Annotated in this window: 8 protein-coding genes; 2 read left to right on the top strand and 6 right to left on the bottom strand. The window is 41.0% G+C overall.

The features are described 5' to 3' along the window. Nucleotides 1-57 precede the first annotated feature (57 nt). Entirely contained in the window at nucleotides 58-2,214 is a 2,157-nt protein-coding gene (locus tag QNM18_RS14160) for a M3 family metallopeptidase (protein WP_284137599.1), read from the top strand. Between the two features lie 58 nt (nucleotides 2,215-2,272). Here QNM18_RS14160 and QNM18_RS14155 read toward each other — a convergent pair whose 3' ends face one another. The 6 genes from QNM18_RS14155 to QNM18_RS14130 form a co-directional block, all read right to left on the bottom strand. Continuing rightward, nucleotides 2,273-3,103, bottom strand: coding sequence for a substrate-binding periplasmic protein (locus tag QNM18_RS14155; protein WP_284137657.1), 831 nt, complete (start codon nucleotides 3,101-3,103; stop codon nucleotides 2,273-2,275). 5 nt (nucleotides 3,104-3,108) lie between these two features. Beyond that, the gene (locus tag QNM18_RS14150; RefSeq protein WP_284137598.1) at nucleotides 3,109-5,646 is read right to left on the bottom strand and encodes a TonB-dependent receptor domain-containing protein; all 2,538 of its coding nucleotides are present in this window, start codon (nucleotides 5,644-5,646) and stop codon (nucleotides 3,109-3,111) included. 305 nt (nucleotides 5,647-5,951) lie between these two features. Further along, the gene (locus QNM18_RS14145) at nucleotides 5,952-8,144 is read right to left on the bottom strand and encodes an immune inhibitor A domain-containing protein (protein ID WP_284137597.1); all 2,193 of its coding nucleotides are present in this window, start codon (nucleotides 8,142-8,144) and stop codon (nucleotides 5,952-5,954) included. Between the two features lie 617 nt (nucleotides 8,145-8,761). After that, entirely contained in the window at nucleotides 8,762-10,279 is a 1,518-nt protein-coding gene (locus QNM18_RS14140) for an alpha/beta hydrolase (RefSeq protein WP_284137596.1), read from the bottom strand. A gap of 568 nt (nucleotides 10,280-10,847) precedes the next feature. Continuing rightward, nucleotides 10,848-12,332: a flavin monoamine oxidase family protein gene (locus tag QNM18_RS14135; protein WP_284137595.1), complete on the bottom strand. Its 1,485-nt coding sequence runs from the start codon at nucleotides 12,330-12,332 to the stop codon at nucleotides 10,848-10,850. A 193-nt stretch (nucleotides 12,333-12,525) separates the two neighbouring features. Then, a complete protein-coding gene (locus tag QNM18_RS14130; RefSeq protein WP_284137594.1) occupies nucleotides 12,526-13,428 on the bottom strand; it encodes a hypothetical protein in 903 nt (300 codons plus the stop codon). A gap of 533 nt (nucleotides 13,429-13,961) precedes the next feature. Between QNM18_RS14130 and QNM18_RS14125 the strand changes: the two genes are divergently transcribed. Continuing rightward, nucleotides 13,962-16,988: an autotransporter outer membrane beta-barrel domain-containing protein gene (locus QNM18_RS14125; protein WP_284137593.1), complete on the top strand. Its 3,027-nt coding sequence runs from the start codon at nucleotides 13,962-13,964 to the stop codon at nucleotides 16,986-16,988. The last annotated feature ends 5 nt before the right edge of the window (nucleotides 16,989-16,993 follow it).

Below are 16,993 nucleotides of genomic sequence, written 5' to 3'. Positions count from 1 at the left end.
ATAAAACCGTAATTTTTGCATTAAATATCCAAAGTTTTACTATCTCGGAAACACACCATGATAAGAAAATCAATCGCTGCTGCAATCAGTTCAGTGCTGTTGCTTGGGGCTTGCAATAGCCAAAATGTCGCGCCACAATCAGCAATATCAAAGCTACAATCAACAGCGCAGGTCGACTTGACAAACCCACTGCTCAGCCCCAGTTCATTGCAATATCAAGCACCTGACTTCTCAGCCATCAAGGACAAACATATTGCACCAGCATTTGAGCTGGGCTTTGCACAACAGCTCGCGGAAGTCGACGAAATAACAGCCCAAAAAACGGTCACATTTGAAAATACAATTGTCGCTTTAGAAAAAAGTGGCGCGCAGCTAACCCGTGTTAGTGCTTACTTTTCAAATATCAGTGCGACCGATTCAACGCCTACACGCAGAACCCTGCAGCAAAAATTTGCTCCTTTGATGGCACAGCACTACGACAATATTTACCTGAACGAACAACTTTTTAGTCGAGTGCAACACATCTACCAACAACGTGATACACTAAAACTTGATGCTGAATCGCTCAGGCTCACAGAGGTATATTACAAACGATTTGTCCGCGCAGGTGCCAAGCTCAATGCAGATCAAAAGTCACAGATCAGAATGCTCAACAAAGAGCACTCTCAACTAACCACCCAATTTAGTCAAAATCTGCTAAAAGAAACTCAAAATATTGCCGTTTTGGTTGAAGATAGAACACAACTTAAGGGCCTAAATGACAAACAAATAGACGCCATGTCGGCAGCAGCCGAAAATGCAGGGCACACAGGTAAGTATCTAATCAGTATTACCAATACCACACGCCAGCCCATTCTTGCGCAGCTTGAAAATCGCGCTTTAAGAGAGCGTATATGGTTAGCCTCTGCAAATAGGGCGCGCTCCGGTGAGACCAGCAATACAGAGATTGTAAGTCGCCTCGCGCAAAACCGCGCTGAACGCGCTAATATTCTTGGCTTTGATAGCTGGGCTGAATATGGCCTGTCGGCACAAATGGCACAAACACCTGAAGCTGTATTCACAATGTTCTCAGACATGACTGAACAACTGATGGAAAACGCAGCGCTAGAAACACAAGCTATTGAGGAAAAAATAGCCCAAAAAGGTGGCGACTTTACCGTGCAGCCGTGGGACTGGGCTTATTATGCGGAGTTAGTCCGCCAAGACAAATATGCGCTGGATGAAAGCACTGTCAGACCATACTTTGAATTTAACCGCGTACTCAAAGATGGCGTGTTTTTCACCATGAAAGCGCTATATGGTATAGAGTTTAAACCTCGCCCAGACTTACCTGTTTATCATCCTGATGTCACAGCGTATGAAGTGTTCGACCATGACGGAACTAGCCTAGCTATTTTTTATGCTGATTACTTCGCACGCCAAGGCAAGCGAGGTGGCGCCTGGATGAATTCATTTGTCGACCAGTCTCACTTGCTTGATCAAACACCAGTTGTGGTCAATGTAATGAACATTGCTAAAGCACCGAAAGGCCAGCCAACGCTACTGAGTTATGGCGAGGTGACCACCATTTTCCATGAATTAGGCCACGGAATTCACGGTATGTTGTCTGACGTCAATTACCCTTCTCTGGCTGGAACTGCGGTATCTAGAGATTTCGTGGAGTTTCCATCTACATTTGAGGAAGATTGGGCAATTCATCCAAAAGTTATCGCCAACTATGCGAAACACTACCAAACAAATGCCGCGATACCGCATGAACTATTAGACAAGCTAGTAAAATCAAGAAGTTTTAACCAAGGGTTTGATACTTTAGAGTACGTCGCAGCTGCGGTCGTAGATATGGAATGGCACTCCCTGAAACCGGAGGACAAAATCACAGATTTAGAAGCATTTGAGCAGAAAGTGCTTAAGAAACATGACCTGTACTTACCTCATATTCAACCTCGTTATAAATCTGCGTACTTTTCCCATTCAATGGGCGGCGGTTACTCTGCCGGATATTATGCCTATATGTGGAGCGAAATTTTAGCGGCGGACGCCTTTGCGTATGTTCAATCTCAGGGCGGGTTGAACAGAAAAATAGGCAAACTCTATCGTCAAAATATTCTTGAAGTTGGTAATTCAAGACCACTGATGGAGTCTTACAAAGCATTTAGAGGTCAAGAACCGACGACAGACGCCTTGCTTAAACGTCGAGGTTTAAACGCTAACTAGCCAGATGCTTGATATAACATAAAACTGAGTGGCCTATTCTAGGGCCACTTTTCCCTGACTAGTTTTTACAATCATTGCCATTACATCGTAAAGATTGCGCCAATACCGCCTCATACGTTCCGTCACTTTTCATTTTTCGCAGCGTTGTGTCGAACTGCTGTTTAAGCTTTTCGCCACGCCACGTTTTAGGAAACGCGAAATAACTGGGGATCACAAACTCATATTCACGGTGAAATTGAACCAATTGCTGAATGTTAAGTCGGCGAAGTATATCCACCCCTCCGAGCTGATTACTAATTACGACGTCTACTCTGTCAGCCAACAAAAGCCTAAAACTCTGAGTACCAGAGGTCGTTTCCACCACTTTGTTGATAATACCTTGCGCTATGGCTGAATCTATTTCTTTGCCGTAGCTTACATTTCTAACCAGCCCTACTCTTAGCTGCCTCAATTCATTGATATTGCCAGTCAATTTTAAACCACTATCACGCTTGCTGAATATTGAAACCGATTGGTTTATCAATACCTGCTGTGAAAACAGCATGCTTTTCTGTCGCTCCTCAGAAAAATAAATTGTGAAAATGCCATCGGCACGTGCAGCCTGAACTTCTCTAAGAGCACGACCCCAAGGTAAAAACTCAACCACAAAGGACTTATCCATACGGTTAAATACTTCGTTAACCATATTTACGCCAATGCCTTTAGCATTGTTATCTTCTAAATACTGATATGGCGGATACTCAAGTGTGACAAAACGCAAAGTCCGCGTATTCCCCTCCCAGCTATGGACTAGCAAAATCACAGATATGACGACGATGACGAGAAGTCGAATATGCCCATGTTTACGTCTATTGGAAGAATGACCTGCCATATACCACCAACCAACCATAAAATTCAAAAGCGCACCTTAAGCTTTAAATACGCTCTGCGTCCTCTCGGATCGCCTGTTCTGGGGTCATAACTACCTGCAATATTTACAAAAGGCGGGGCTTTGTCCGTTATATTTACCACACCAGCGGTGATCGCCCCACTAACAGCCAGAATAGAAGACTCGTTAAACTCCATTTCATATTGTAAATCTATCGTATTAAAAGAGTTTATTTTTTCTAGACTTACGTCATTTTCGTAACTGGCCACATGGCGAAAAAACACATTTGCGCTATGGCCGTTTATGGTCCAATTGATGCCCATGCTGCCTTTGAGTCTTGGTGCCGGATTTCCGACTGTGTTGCGATTCAACTTCCCCAGACCGTCCGTAACAGTGCCACTTTCATCCATTAAGTCATACTCCAACAAATAAGATGCTGAAAGCTGTGGAGTTACCCGTCCAAAGTGCATATCAAAATGATACATGGCTGTCAGATCCACACCTGACGTGTCAATCGCTTCAGCATTGATAAACCGCGTATTCACAATTGAAATTGTACCTGCGGAGGTGCGTACTACCCGATTAGGGTCATCTGGAAACGCATTGACAACCGCTTGATGGCTTTCTCGAGTTAACACTTCTTCAAACGAAAAACGCCAGTAATCTACATCGATATCTAATGTGTCGAACGCATATGAAATGCCAAAATTAAACGCTTCTGAAGTTTCTGGCACCAAGCTCGCGTCACCTACTGTTCGATTACCGCCAAATGTCGTCGAACCATCTCTGGGATCGGTAATGTTGGCAAAATTGGTTTGAACGCCTTTTAATTGATGGACAGAGGGCGCCCTAAAGGATGTACTGTATGAGCCTCTAAACGATAAATCTGGTGATAAGTGCCAAAGCACTGACAGTTTCGGATCTGTGGTGTCACCTCCTAAATCTCCATAGTCTTCATATCGAATGGCCAATCCCAGCTCAAACTTAGCCATAAGCGGGAGTCGCAACTCAGAAAATAGCGCTTTAACATTGCGCTCTCCAGATACATTTTGATTGCCGATTAAAAACGCAAACCTGTCTTGTTGCGTCAAAGAATCATAGACAGAGGTGATTGACTCTTTTCTATATTGAATACCAATCGCCAATGCGCTGTAGTCATCGCCGATTGCAAACAGTTCATCAAACGCAAAGACGCCTTCAAAAACACGTAATGTCGATTTAACATTACCAATATAATCACCAATGATATAACTGCGTAATTGCTCATTCACGCTATCCTGAGGGGAAAAAGGATTAAAATATAGACAAGAACCTGTGCCTGCCACTGGATCGGCTCGGTTGTCACAATTCACCCCACCAAACCCATATAAAGCTGATTGAAAGTTGTCAGCTAAGACATCTCTGGGATTTAAAAATGCATCATTTTGCGCACTCACGTAGGAAACTTGCCAGTATTTGTTCGACCCAATAGATCCGTCTACACCAAATGCGACCCGTGAAGTACGGTGCTCATAAAAATTCCGCTCAGTTGGTTTGCCAACACCAAATGGTCGCCCTCTAAAAAATATATCTTCGTCGTAGGGGTTGTTTGGATGTGACGAGAGCACAGATGGCGCATTTAACACAGGAAAACTCGGTGAGACTTCTCGAGAAATATCATTATCTGCAAAACCCGCTTCAAACCACGGCTCAATACCAGTGTTTAGTTCCCATTTTGCATGCATATATACCTGTAGCCTGTCTTCATTCGGCACCGCTGTGATTTGCGGTGCAAAATCAAACAGACAAAATGTATTACCATTACTCCCTTCGGATTCAACACCTCCATTTTGCTCACAATTTGGGTCAGCAACTGTGAGACCCGTTGGGTTTTGTCCATTGGCAAGAGAAGGGATCACAAAACTACCGGGATTGCCAAAACTGCTAAATGCCGGTTGGACCCAATCAACCTCTCCAAGCACTAAACTGGTCCTTTCTAAATAGCTTGCTGCGAACAGCAAATGTCCAGTGTTGCCAATCTCAGCGCCATAAGCGAAGTCAATTTTAGTTTCATCTTGACTGCCTTCACTTAAGCGATTTCGATACTCATATTGAAGTTCACTACCTATTAAATCATCTCTACTGATAAAGTTTACAACCCCCGCAACAGCATCAGAGCCATAAATAGCCGATGCGCCATCTTTTAATATTTCGACTCTCTTTATTGCCAAAGTGGGGATCAGTGATGCGGTGTCGACAAAGCTGGCTCCTTGATCGGTAACCACTGCAGATGTCACTTGACGCCGACCATTCAACAGCACCAAAGTAGAAGATACGCCCAGCCCTCTGAGGTTTACATTTGAAGTGCCAACCGTAAAGTTTTGTGTCAAATTATCAGAGTTGTTCTGCGCCCCTGCATTAAATGATAGGGTTTCAATTAAGTCTCGCACATCATTGGCACCAATATAAGAGAGCGTTTTTGCATCAATGCTAGATATTGGTGATGGGCTATCGGCTTGTATTGAGCGCTTTATTCTAGTGCCTGTCACGGAGATTTTTTCAATCTCTTGTGCTCCGTGGCACATCGTAGATAACCAAGAAAAAGGAGCACTGATTAATATAAGACTAACGAATCTTGCAGACCTTATTCGAAACATCTTCTCCCCGCTTTGCGCCTTACCAATGCGATGTCGCAACAAAATGAATACGTTAGACTAAGCATAGAGTATTTTTAGCGTATATTATGGAAATTTTAAGTGAGGTTAGTTCAAAGGATAGAGCGATAAAATAGGGGTTATTCCGTTGCATAGTTAGTTCAATTTTAAAACTGTAGTATGAAAAAAGCCCAGCAATTGCTAGGCTCAAACACAACGTCATTGTTTAATAAGGCTTACCACATTTTAGAAATTTTTACGTCTGCTGTCGCACCATCAGCTGATTGATCAACGACTTCAAACATAAGGCCTAATTTCGGCAGCTTTTTACCTGTTGCTGGGCGAATGTAGTTTGTATAGTCATCCCAATCTGCAAAACGAGGATTTGCATTTGTGAATTGATCTCTCCATACCGTCTCAAGGTATCCACCATTAGCCAAATCCGTACGCGTTGTGCGACCTTCATCACCTAATTGCGGCACAGTGTTAAATGCGGCATCTTTGATCTGTCTGCGACTATTTAGTGGTGTTACGCTTCGATCTGTTACCCACTGACCTGTGCTGCTATATTCGGTCACATACTCTAAAATTGGGTTTCTGTCTGCATCGACAATACCAATCCAGCCTTCACCAGGGTGCGCACCCACTAGGTTATCAGCACTTGGTACATCAAAGAATTCAATTACATAAGATGGGTCAACATACCAAACTAACAGGCCTTCTTCCATTCCAGCCTCTTTCAAGCTCGCATCGAACCCAACGTGCTGGCGCCATTCTAATAGATAGTAAGGTGTATATTGAATTGTTCCATCAGACAGCGATGCGCTGTTTACAAAGCTAACTTTTTCAGGTGTATTTGAAGTGATTTCATTGAGTACTTTATCACCATCTGACACGACTATATTATCAACCGCGACGTAAGTCGCTTCGCCACCTATTGCGTAGTTTTCAACAGTAAAAGTGACGTCATCGAACTGTGCTAAAAATGAAATATCGTAATTAACCGTTGTCCAAGTTGAACCTGTGGTAAGAATCTTTCTACCATCAGAAGCCATTTCTAAATCAGCTGCATTTGCCGGTGCTAAAGCACCAGAAATACCCGCGCTTGGAATATCCACCAACAACCTCAATCCAAAAGCGCCGTTAATAGACTGTGTTGAGTTTAAGCTAAAGCTCAAAGTGGCAGCTTCAGTGCCTTTTACTGATTGTGCAAAAGAGATGGCACTATAACTTGTTAGGTCAAATGCATTGGCATGCAATGGCTCATAGATCTTTTTCGTTTGCTCTGGCAGGTTAATTTTAACCAAGTCGTTGTTCAAACCTTTCGTACCAGCTTGAGAGAACTTAACCGTTACACCTTTTCCTGTTAGCTCAGCAGCATTGATTTCCTGAGATTGGATCCAGTTACCACCATACTTATTTTGTAAGAACAGTTTTGCATATGGGCTATAACCCGTCGGTTTTGTGCCTCTGATCACACCACCCCAGCTACCTGAAGCCATCGAAGAATATGCAGAAACAGTTTCACCAACCCCACCATGTTTATCTTCAGAATATACAGTGTCATACTCATCTGGTAGACCTAGATCATGACCTAACTCGTGCGCTAACAAACCAATCGTTGCATCGATTGGCTGGATGACATAACTGCCAATACGCGCAGTTTTACCCACTGATTCATTAAATACGTCTTGGTTAATTGAGTGACGGTGAGACCAAATATAATTATTAAACGGACTGTTTGGATCTGGACGTAGTGCACGCGGCTCAGATTCCTCGCCTAATGTTGAGTGAATAATACTTAAATGGTCAATTTGACCATCATTATCAAGGTCATAATCACTCAAATTAAAGTTTTCATCTGCTAATACATTATATACAGCTTCTTTTATCAGTGCGTGAGTGTCCTGCTTATAATGAGGGTGATCAAACTTTGCTTTATACCAGCCAAATACTCCCCCTTCTACATCAAAAGAACCACCACTTTGATCTAGGAAATATTCACGCATACTTGGTAGTGTTTCACCTCTTGGCCCTTCGTAGCCATTTTTCGAAAATGTCATCTCATAATAGTGCTCAGGTGTATAATTTTCATAGTAATGTCTACTAGGTATATTTTCTGGCTTTATTGTATTATGAGGAACGTCGGCAAATTCCATCAAAATGGTAAGCACTTTACGTGTTGTTACTGGGCCGTGCCATTCGCGGGTCTGTGATGCGTCAGTGGTATTATCTACAACCAGTGGTGCATTAAAATCAGCTGTTAAATTTCTATGTAACTCAGCATCTTTTTTCAACTTCTGTACTTGAACAGGATCAATGGTTACGTTATCTGTTGGCGTGTTTGCAGCATGCGAATGAGCTTGTGCATAGCCACTTAGTGCACAAATAACTGCCGCTGTTAGCGAGTTCAGTGTATATTTTTTCATTATTCTTTCCATATTTATTTACTTGATTGTCAGCCAGAGTATTTACCGAACAACGGTATTCCTAACTCTTGAATATGAAAACGAATAAAAGCCATGAAAATAACAGAGACTAAAAAAAACCTTAACTTACTCTATAAAAAATGAACAGCACAAATTTTGATACACTATAACACTTGGCTAAAATAAAAACTAAAGATCGCATTCAAAAAATAATAAAGAAAATACCTGAGATCTCTCACATTCCACATAAGAATAAATTCATTGCAAATTTAATAACAATTAGTCAGTTGGTTAACTATAGAAAATAAGAAGCTGATATAAAGTCATGGGCTGCAAGGGCGAGAGTTATTTAATGATCGTTGTAGATAAAAATACCAATGGCCAACCTAGCAGCTCTCCCCATACACTTGTAAGCCACTCTAGTCTCAATAACTGTTATGCACATCATTTGGCTTCACTCAGGATATCAACATAACATGGATTAGGTAGTTAATAGGGTAAAATCAGAACCCCATTGGTAGTAATACAAATGAGTGGAAAATAAAAATACTCTAACTTCCCCTCTTAAAATGCGTATTGCAACCCCTTGTTACAATACGCATAAATTCGTCATACAATCACTCCAGAAGCATAGTCGAAGTAATCACTGTAACCACCGTATCAATTTCTTTTTTATTGATTTGATACAGCAAAGACCTTCTGTGATAAGTAAAATCAGAATGCGATAGGTTTTTCCCGTTGACTGCGTAGACCTTATCAAAAGGTGTTGCTACGCTAGATAGGTCGTACGCCACGTCGGCATCGTTTACATCTAGCGCCAAAGCACTGTCAGTGGTAATGAAAGTCGGTGCTTTATTCGAGCTCAGTAAATTAGTGTGTAAGATAGTGACATTGTCTTTCACCGTACCGTCAGGCTTTCTTAGGAACGAATTCACCATATTTCCATCAATGGCATAGGAGCCTGGTGCATTTTCTAACACATAGTTACGATAGTAGAAAGGCGCCTTATAATTTGGAGAAGTCGAAGACGAGCTTAAATCTTGTATCTGTAGCGTATATTCTCTTTTTCCATACGCTTTGTAGTCATTTTCAAACTTCGCCATTTCGGTGCCCAGTGGCAATCCTTGAGAGGTACCTGTGTAACTACCGTTTGAAAACGCTACGTTGTAAGTAGACGGCAAGCCTTGTGCATCTAGGTCATTAAAGTAGGTATAAGAATTATCGCCAGTAACCAATAGATTTTTTGCGGCCCCTTCAGTCATGTCAGCCAATAATGCGCCCATCTGCTTTCTTTCTTTGTCTACATTACACGCCGAGTTCAATGTAGTACTGCACAATTTATTTACATCGTCAAGGCGACTTTTTATACGTTCAACTGCATGTATAAAGGAAGGTGGAATTATGGCTCCTTTATGTGGAGCATCAATAGAAATATAATTTGCAAATTCGTGCTGATATGTTGAATCTTCAAAACGATTAAGTGCTTTACGGCCCATTATACCACCGTAACTGTAGCCTACCATTGTACTGTGATAGTCACCCTGCTTATGCCGAGTTTCAACATAATGTATGAGCTGGCCTACGGCGTTTTCGACATATTCACTGTGTGTATTATAACCGATAAAGACAATGTCTTTTCCGGCATCCAATAGTGTCTTGAAGACGTCTTTAAGTTTAAATGTTGACCAATACTTTTCTAGATCATAAACACCGCTATTAACTCCATTAGCTGACACATTCAGGCCTGAAACAAAGTAAACGGGTTTATCAAACTTGCCATCTTTTGACTTTATGATGTTCGCTTGGGCAATAGAGATAGTTTGACAATTGGAGGAGTTTCCTTGAATAGGTTGGCAATATTTTCTGTTTGAAACCGAATAACTGAGCTGTAATGAGTCTCCAACACCTGCTTCATATACATCCATGTCACTGATACTGATTTGCTTGTTTGGCTCAAATATAATGGTTCTAGCTGATTGTTGGGAGCCACCAACGTATATATCCTCGAGCTCAAAATGTACTGATTGTACGGAATAGTCACCTACTCTTGTAACCGGGTTGTCTACTGAATAAGCAGCGCTTTGTGTAGAAGCAAAAAGTATAGGAAGAAAGGCTAATTGGGTCATTTTACTCATGAATATAATCCGTATAGAAAATCGAGCGGAAGGTTACCTGAAAAAGAAACCCAAATAAACCTATTAGATTTAATTATAAATAATATTATAAACACAGCGCCAGACTAACAAAAACGACACAAATAAACTATTCAAAAACCATAAACCACGATGAAGTTATAATAAAAACCAATTTTAAAAAACCTAAAAGTTAATGCAAACCGACCTTTCCCCCCTTTTACACGAGTTTAAAACTCACCAAAACAAAAAATAAATTAACACATATAAACCAACAATTAAAAATAACAATTTAAAAGCTTCAATCTCACGTTGCCTTTTACAAGTTTTGGCTAAACAAAGTACTTGTATGGCTGTATCTACAATCATATTGAAATAGCCTAGTGAACTATCAGCATTAAAATGTTTAGGCATAACCTTTGGAAAGAGTTCTCTTAAAAATTATCACTTACTAGACGCATTCGTTAAATTAGCAATGAAAACCAACCTCATAGCAGCCTATCAAATACATATTGATTGCTGTTCAATTTGGTCATAGGAAGTGCCTGACAGCAGGCACTCTCCCAATTACCTATAGATTTAACTCTTTAATTTGCTGAGAGACACGAATACCACTACGAACCGCACCTTCCATAAACCCTAAATAAAGCGTATCGGTATGCTCGCCTGCAAAATAAATACGACCTACAGGTTGTTGAAATAACTTCCAGTATTTAGTTATTTGCCCTGGTCCATAAGCGATAAAACCACCTTGAGTCCACTCTTCAGCAACCCAATTTTGTACTTTTGCATCAACCAAATATTGCCCAGAACCCGGGTACATGATGGATAACTCATCGAGTCTTGCAGCTATGATCTGTTGATCTGTCCAATCTTTTTGTATCTGACTATAGTCTCCAGAGGTATAAGTGATCAAAATCCCCCCTTCACCCCCTTGGCGTTCGGTCGTTTCCCACGTCCAGCCTGTTGATAAACCACTAGCAACAGCGGTATCTCCGCCGAGATTTTGATCTAACCAAAATCGTTTACTGTACTGCAGCAATACTTTTGAATGTGAACCATAATTAATGTTTTTTGCTGCGTCACTCATTGCTTGAGGCAATCGAGGTGAAAAGTCAATTTTGTTTAACACTGGTAAAGGCACGGTTACCACCACAACGTCGGCTTCATAGCTGGCGCCAGATACCGTATCAATTGTCACTCGCTCACCTTGCTCTTGAATTCGAACTACCGCCTGATTTAGGTGAATATCCCCTTCGATATTATCCGCAAATGCTTGCGCCATAGCTCTGCCACCTTTTAAAAAGCGATGGCTTTCAACATCGTCATCAGACACCTGCTCATACACTTTGACGTACTGGGCTAAGTGCAACAAAGAAAGGTCACTAGGCTCATCAAAATCCCCTCTGACATATTGCTCCGCAAGCAGTTTTGCTTCTGGGTGAAGTTGTAGATCATCAATCCAACTCTGAACTGTGGTTAAATCATATACTTTGGCTTTTTCGAGCAGTGCAGGATCATCTGCATCGGGGACTGCATCGGCAAGCAAACTGAGTTCTTCATAAAAGCGATTGTAATCATTGACAATTTGAGCATCAAAGTTACTTTCAAAGTCAGTGTAATTGACTAACTTTCCATCAACATAATAAGCACCACTCTCGATTTCTCCCCAATAGCCTGTATCAGCAAGCTCAACGTTAAATAAACTGGCATATCGATGGATCTCTTGGTGAACGGTTGGGCCATCTATAAATTCACCTCCCATCTCGCCATGTTGCTGTCCCATATCGTATGTGCCTATACGACCACCTATTCTGTCCTTAGCTTCGAGTATTGTGACAGAGTAGCCTATACTTTCTAATTCATATGCTGCGGTTAAACCAGACAAACCAGCTCCGACGACTACAGCTTGGTTGACCACGGGCTCCTTTTCGGGCTTAGCCTGAACATGCACCACATCAACAGTGTCATTGCCGCCACAGGCCGACAATACAGTTGAAAACACCACACTACTTACGACAATGCGCAAAGAATCCTTTCTTTCGGATAACTTCATATACACCTCATTTAAATGTTAATACGATAAAAACAAGTATTTTTATATTTATATTTCAATAGACTAGAACCACGATTAGCAGTTCAAAAGAGGGGGCACGCTACCACGTCCCTACAATGTAAACAAGGACAAAATATGGTAACGTACAAACGAGAGAAAAATATGCGCTTTATATATAGATATGGTTGATAATTTACTGAGTGGCTCCAAGATGTTTATATATCAATACCTCCTGCTCGGCATTAATCAGTTGAAATGCCAAGCCCGTCGCCAGTTTAACCGCAAAGCGTTTTTTTCCTTGCAATGAAAAGAACCCTTTGGGCAGCATGCTATAACGCTCGTACACCTGTGTTGCTTCACACTCTAATGCAATCAGTCGGGTGAATTTCGATCCTGCAGCAATATTTCGCTCTGTCCCTTGATAAATCGCAAAATCATCAACAATACAAAGCAGGGAAAACAGTTCGCCGTCTTCTTCAGGGATCACTGTGTATCGCTTCAACTCAACCAGTGGCGTACCAAGTTGCAACGCTTGATACACTTCGCGAAAGCTATCAAGATAAGACCTAAAGCCAAATTCCTCAGCCTGTGCTTGCATACGCTGATGCTTTTGAGATGGTGATTCGTAGACGGCGGTCTTTGGCGCAATACATCGCCATGGTGCAAGCGATTGCTTTAATTCTGCTAGTTGCTGCTGTTGATGTTTTATTTCATCTTCTTCCAATCGCTTGGCTTTGATGGCATCTTGCTCCAACCGCTGCTGTTCAAGCATCTTCGTCTGTATCTGTTGACGCTTTTTGTTACCGCTTTCAAAAGCGTTAATTTTAATGTTTATCACCTCTTGAGCCTGCGCAAAAGACAAACTTTCACCATATTGATTAACTATATGGATATCCTCGTTAACATAGTCAGCGTTTAACTTTATTAATTCGCCAAGCAGCTCCTGATACTTATTATATAAAGCGCCTTCTTCTGCCAAAGTTGTTGGGCTACCATATTGAGGATCTCTTAGCCAGTTCGCTTCACGCATATCATTGACGGTGGCATACATTAATGCCATTAACTCTATTTTTTTATTTTCCACGTTTAACTTCAATATTCATCCTAGTAGTTATCAATTTAATTGAAATCACGTAACAACTAAACTCCAATAAAAAGATAATGATTTTTATCTATCTTTACCAATCAATATCATATTTTAGTTTGCAAAGTTACTCTAAACAACTCACAAAAATTAAATGTTAATATTTCTACCCACCAACAAACACAGATTTAAAGAAACAGAAAATAAAAATATTAATATCGCTAAAACCATTCAACTTACATCTTGAAAAAAACAAACACAACCAATAAAGTATAACAAAATAAAAAACGCAAGTTAAAAGGAGTTTAACCAAAGCGAAACATACATAAGAATTTTTTCTGGCATATTTTTAAATATCAGGGAAGTACACAATCCACTTTGGTTTATCCAATGTCTATTTTTCCATTTATTATAAAATTTCCAATTAAATTTCATGAAAAATAAAACATCAAGGATAAGAGAGTGTGGATGAATAAATTTTCTAATTATATCCCTTCCCTAATCTACTTCTTAACATAAGCTTTAAAAAAGCTATTGAGTAATTAATGAAACTAGTCCAAATAACGTTACTAATTTTATTGCTTGGTCCGAGCTTTTTGGTCAGTGCCTCTAGCCTGACCACTTCTGATAGCAATATACATTTTCTACGCGGTGATAAAGATAAACTCATCATTGCCCCACCAAATCAACATGGTATTTCATATAATCGATTTACAAATTTTATTGTAGATAAACCTATCCTGATGCTTGATTCAAATGGGTTAGCTAATTCAAACACAGGAAATAAACTAAAAACAATAGTGATCCATGCTAATAGTTTGTCATTAAGAAACGAACTTGTGTTTGCCTCAGGAGACATTGCTGCAAACATAGTATTTATCGTAGATTCCGATAATGGTTCAATTAGTTGCAATAATTGTTCATTTAAAGGCTACCCTAGGATCACGCTCGCTGTAGCAAGTAGCTCAACAGGCTATTCTAAGCACATGAGCAGCCTCGGCAATTTAACGAATCGGAATGCAGGCCAGATAGCCCTAAGCAACTTATCTGCACCAGATGCAGCGTCTATTGAAACACACGCCCAATACGTTTCAACCACTGGAAATATTAGTTCAACTTTCAGAGCCAGCGCGCACGGTTCACAACATCAGCTTAGTAATTCAGGGCTAATTGGAGTTAGTGGCGGATTCAACTTTTTCATTGGTCGAATGACGGTTAATTACAACACGCACGAAATTATTGACGCGAAACAGGTCTCACTCAGCTCAAATACTTTTTCAGGAACAATTCACGGTGCAGGTGTTTCTATAGTCAGTGCTAGGCCTGTCACGATAAATTCAGGTGCCAAACTCACAACACAATCAGATATTATGGCAACAAGCCATATAGGTGACGATTTCTTCGCGCCGACTGGTAATATAGATATTGTTACGGTCAGCCAAACACCAACCCTAGGCACAATAAACAATAAAGGTTCTGTGCTGTCTGATACCGGAGTAAATCTGCAAGCCACTAGGCTATATAATAGCGGGACAATTAAGGGCCACAACGCTGAAATTACCATTAATGACGAACTTCAAAACACTGGCACATTTGAAATATCTGGTAATTTTGAGCTTAGTGCAAAAGCAATTGATAACCGTAATAAACTAGCAGGCAACACATTACGCGTGCACGCAAGTGATGCAGTATTTAACCACTTTGGTGGCAGTATACTTGGTTACAACGTGTCATTTGATACTGACTACTTTATTAATGGCTCACGCAATGCATCTACTCCTACGATAAAAAAACATACAGCGTTAACCATTAAAGATGGTTTAGAGCCTGCAGAAAAATACGGCATTTTTAATAGTAATCAGTTTTCACAATTTACGAGCCAACAACTCATTGCTAGTCGACCTGCGCATATCAGTGCAACTCACTTAAATATCAAAGCAAAAATACTGGAAAACATTAACCCTTATTATAAAGAGCGGGGGGATGCAGCGTGGCCAGGAAAAGTTAGTTTAGACTACGGAAAATCTCGGCAAGTAAGTATAACCGCGCAGCACACTCTAAAGCTATATAGCAGTACTTACGTATTAAACAGCAGTGCCATACTTGGTCTTGAAAGCTCTGGTGAATTCACTATTAACACGCCAAAACTACAAAATGAGCGTTACAGATTCGATTCAAAAGGTTATGTATTCCACCAAAAGCAGCATGATAGCACCAATGAAAAACACGCTGTTAAGAGTCCACTGGCAGTAACTGCATCGGCACATGTCGATGCTATTTCACCTATGGCGGCGCTATACAGCTTTGGCGAATTTAATCACTCTCCTCTAAATAGCAACGCAGCGACAACATTCACTAACCTTGCAAGTTTTTTACAAATTCATGGCCGCTCTAACTTTTACAACACCACCTTCGGCTCCATCGCAATCTCCGCTTCATCCGAGTATCAAGAAGGACTAACTCCAGCATGTATCACCAATGCATGTAATATTTCAAACTACGAAGAAAACTATACGCAGACCACATTTACTTCGTTTTTGGATGATGTGAATGGACTAAGTACAGACTTTTTAGTTCAAACCAACTTACAGCTTGAAGCAACTATCGACGCCGACATCAAGTGGTTCAAAGAAAAATTCATTGCAGAGAAAAAAGCAGCTTTCGGCGGTGAAGAATTTCATCCAGAACACGGGAAGATGTTCTATTACAACGTAGCGGAACAAAAAACGACTTCAGCTAGACACCTCATCATTACTATTTATGAGTGTAGACTCAGTATCTTGCAAGATGGTGAAACTTTCGGTAACAAGCGCTGTGTACCAGAAGAATATAGCAAACCATTTTCAGAGATTTTGGAAGAAGCTGCCGCGCACCGTCCGATACCAGGCACAGCCCATACAGCGAAGCAGTTAGGTGAGCTAATTAAAATCTACATGGGTAGATACAATAGAGGCGCTCAAATGGAACAAACCTACAAAGATGCCGAAGGTTTTCCAGATGTCCGAATCGTGCGGGGTTATTGGGGCAACGTCTATTCAAACGCTTTCTTCACGCCAACGATTAATTCAAGTGGTACTGTCGATCTAGAAGTAAAATACTTCCGCCACTTCTTTAAAACTACAGCCCTAAAAAACCCACATGTGGATTTGGTAAATTACAATCCTTACCGAGAGTACAGTAAAGTGATTGCCTACAACGACTTAAAGGTTCCATCCCCTCCCACTCCAGGATACAAAACAATATCTTACGACAATAAAACAGGTCGGCTTGTATTCAATTGGAGCGATGTACTAGTACCGCATCACAGCTACATTTTAGAGACCGATTTAAGCAATTCACCAGTACGTACCGCAACAAGCTGGCGTGCATTTACCAAAAAAACGGATGGCAAAGTCAAATTTAGAGTCAAAGCATGCACCAAATATCAAAATATTGAACATTGCGGAACTTTCAGCGAATGGACGGAAAAAACTGTGGATTACGTCGGTGGCGGTAGCAGTGGTGGTGGCGGCGGCGGCGGCGGCGGTGACGTTGAACCTAAGCCTCCATGTGAAGGCTGTGAGCTAGAGTAAGTAAA

The sequence above is a fragment of the Pseudoalteromonas obscura genome (assembly GCF_030135505.1).
In the GTDB taxonomy this organism is placed as follows: domain Bacteria; phylum Pseudomonadota; class Gammaproteobacteria; order Enterobacterales; family Alteromonadaceae; genus Pseudoalteromonas; species Pseudoalteromonas obscura.
The sequence above is the reverse complement of the archived record's forward strand: the minus strand, read 5'-3'. Positions and strand labels throughout refer to the sequence as shown.

Bases quoted from the DNA above. Each gene is read 5' to 3' on its own strand.
- QNM18_RS14135 (WP_284137595.1), bottom strand. From the start codon at position 12,332: ATGAAGTTATCCGAAAGAAAGGATTCTTTGCGCATTGTCGTAAGTAGT.
- QNM18_RS14155 (WP_284137657.1), bottom strand. From the start codon at position 3,103: ATGGTTGGTTGGTGGTATATGGCAGGTCATTCTTCCAATAGACGTAAA.
- QNM18_RS14140 (WP_284137596.1), bottom strand. From the start codon at position 10,279: ATGAGTAAAATGACCCAATTAGCCTTTCTTCCTATACTTTTTGCTTCT.
- QNM18_RS14145 (WP_284137597.1), bottom strand. From the start codon at position 8,144: ATGAAAAAATATACACTGAACTCGCTAACAGCGGCAGTTATTTGTGCA.
- QNM18_RS14125 (WP_284137593.1), top strand. From the start codon at position 13,962: ATGAAACTAGTCCAAATAACGTTACTAATTTTATTGCTTGGTCCGAGC.
- QNM18_RS14160 (WP_284137599.1), top strand. From the start codon at position 58: ATGATAAGAAAATCAATCGCTGCTGCAATCAGTTCAGTGCTGTTGCTT.
- QNM18_RS14150 (WP_284137598.1), bottom strand. From the start codon at position 5,646: ATGTGCCACGGAGCACAAGAGATTGAAAAAATCTCCGTGACAGGCACT.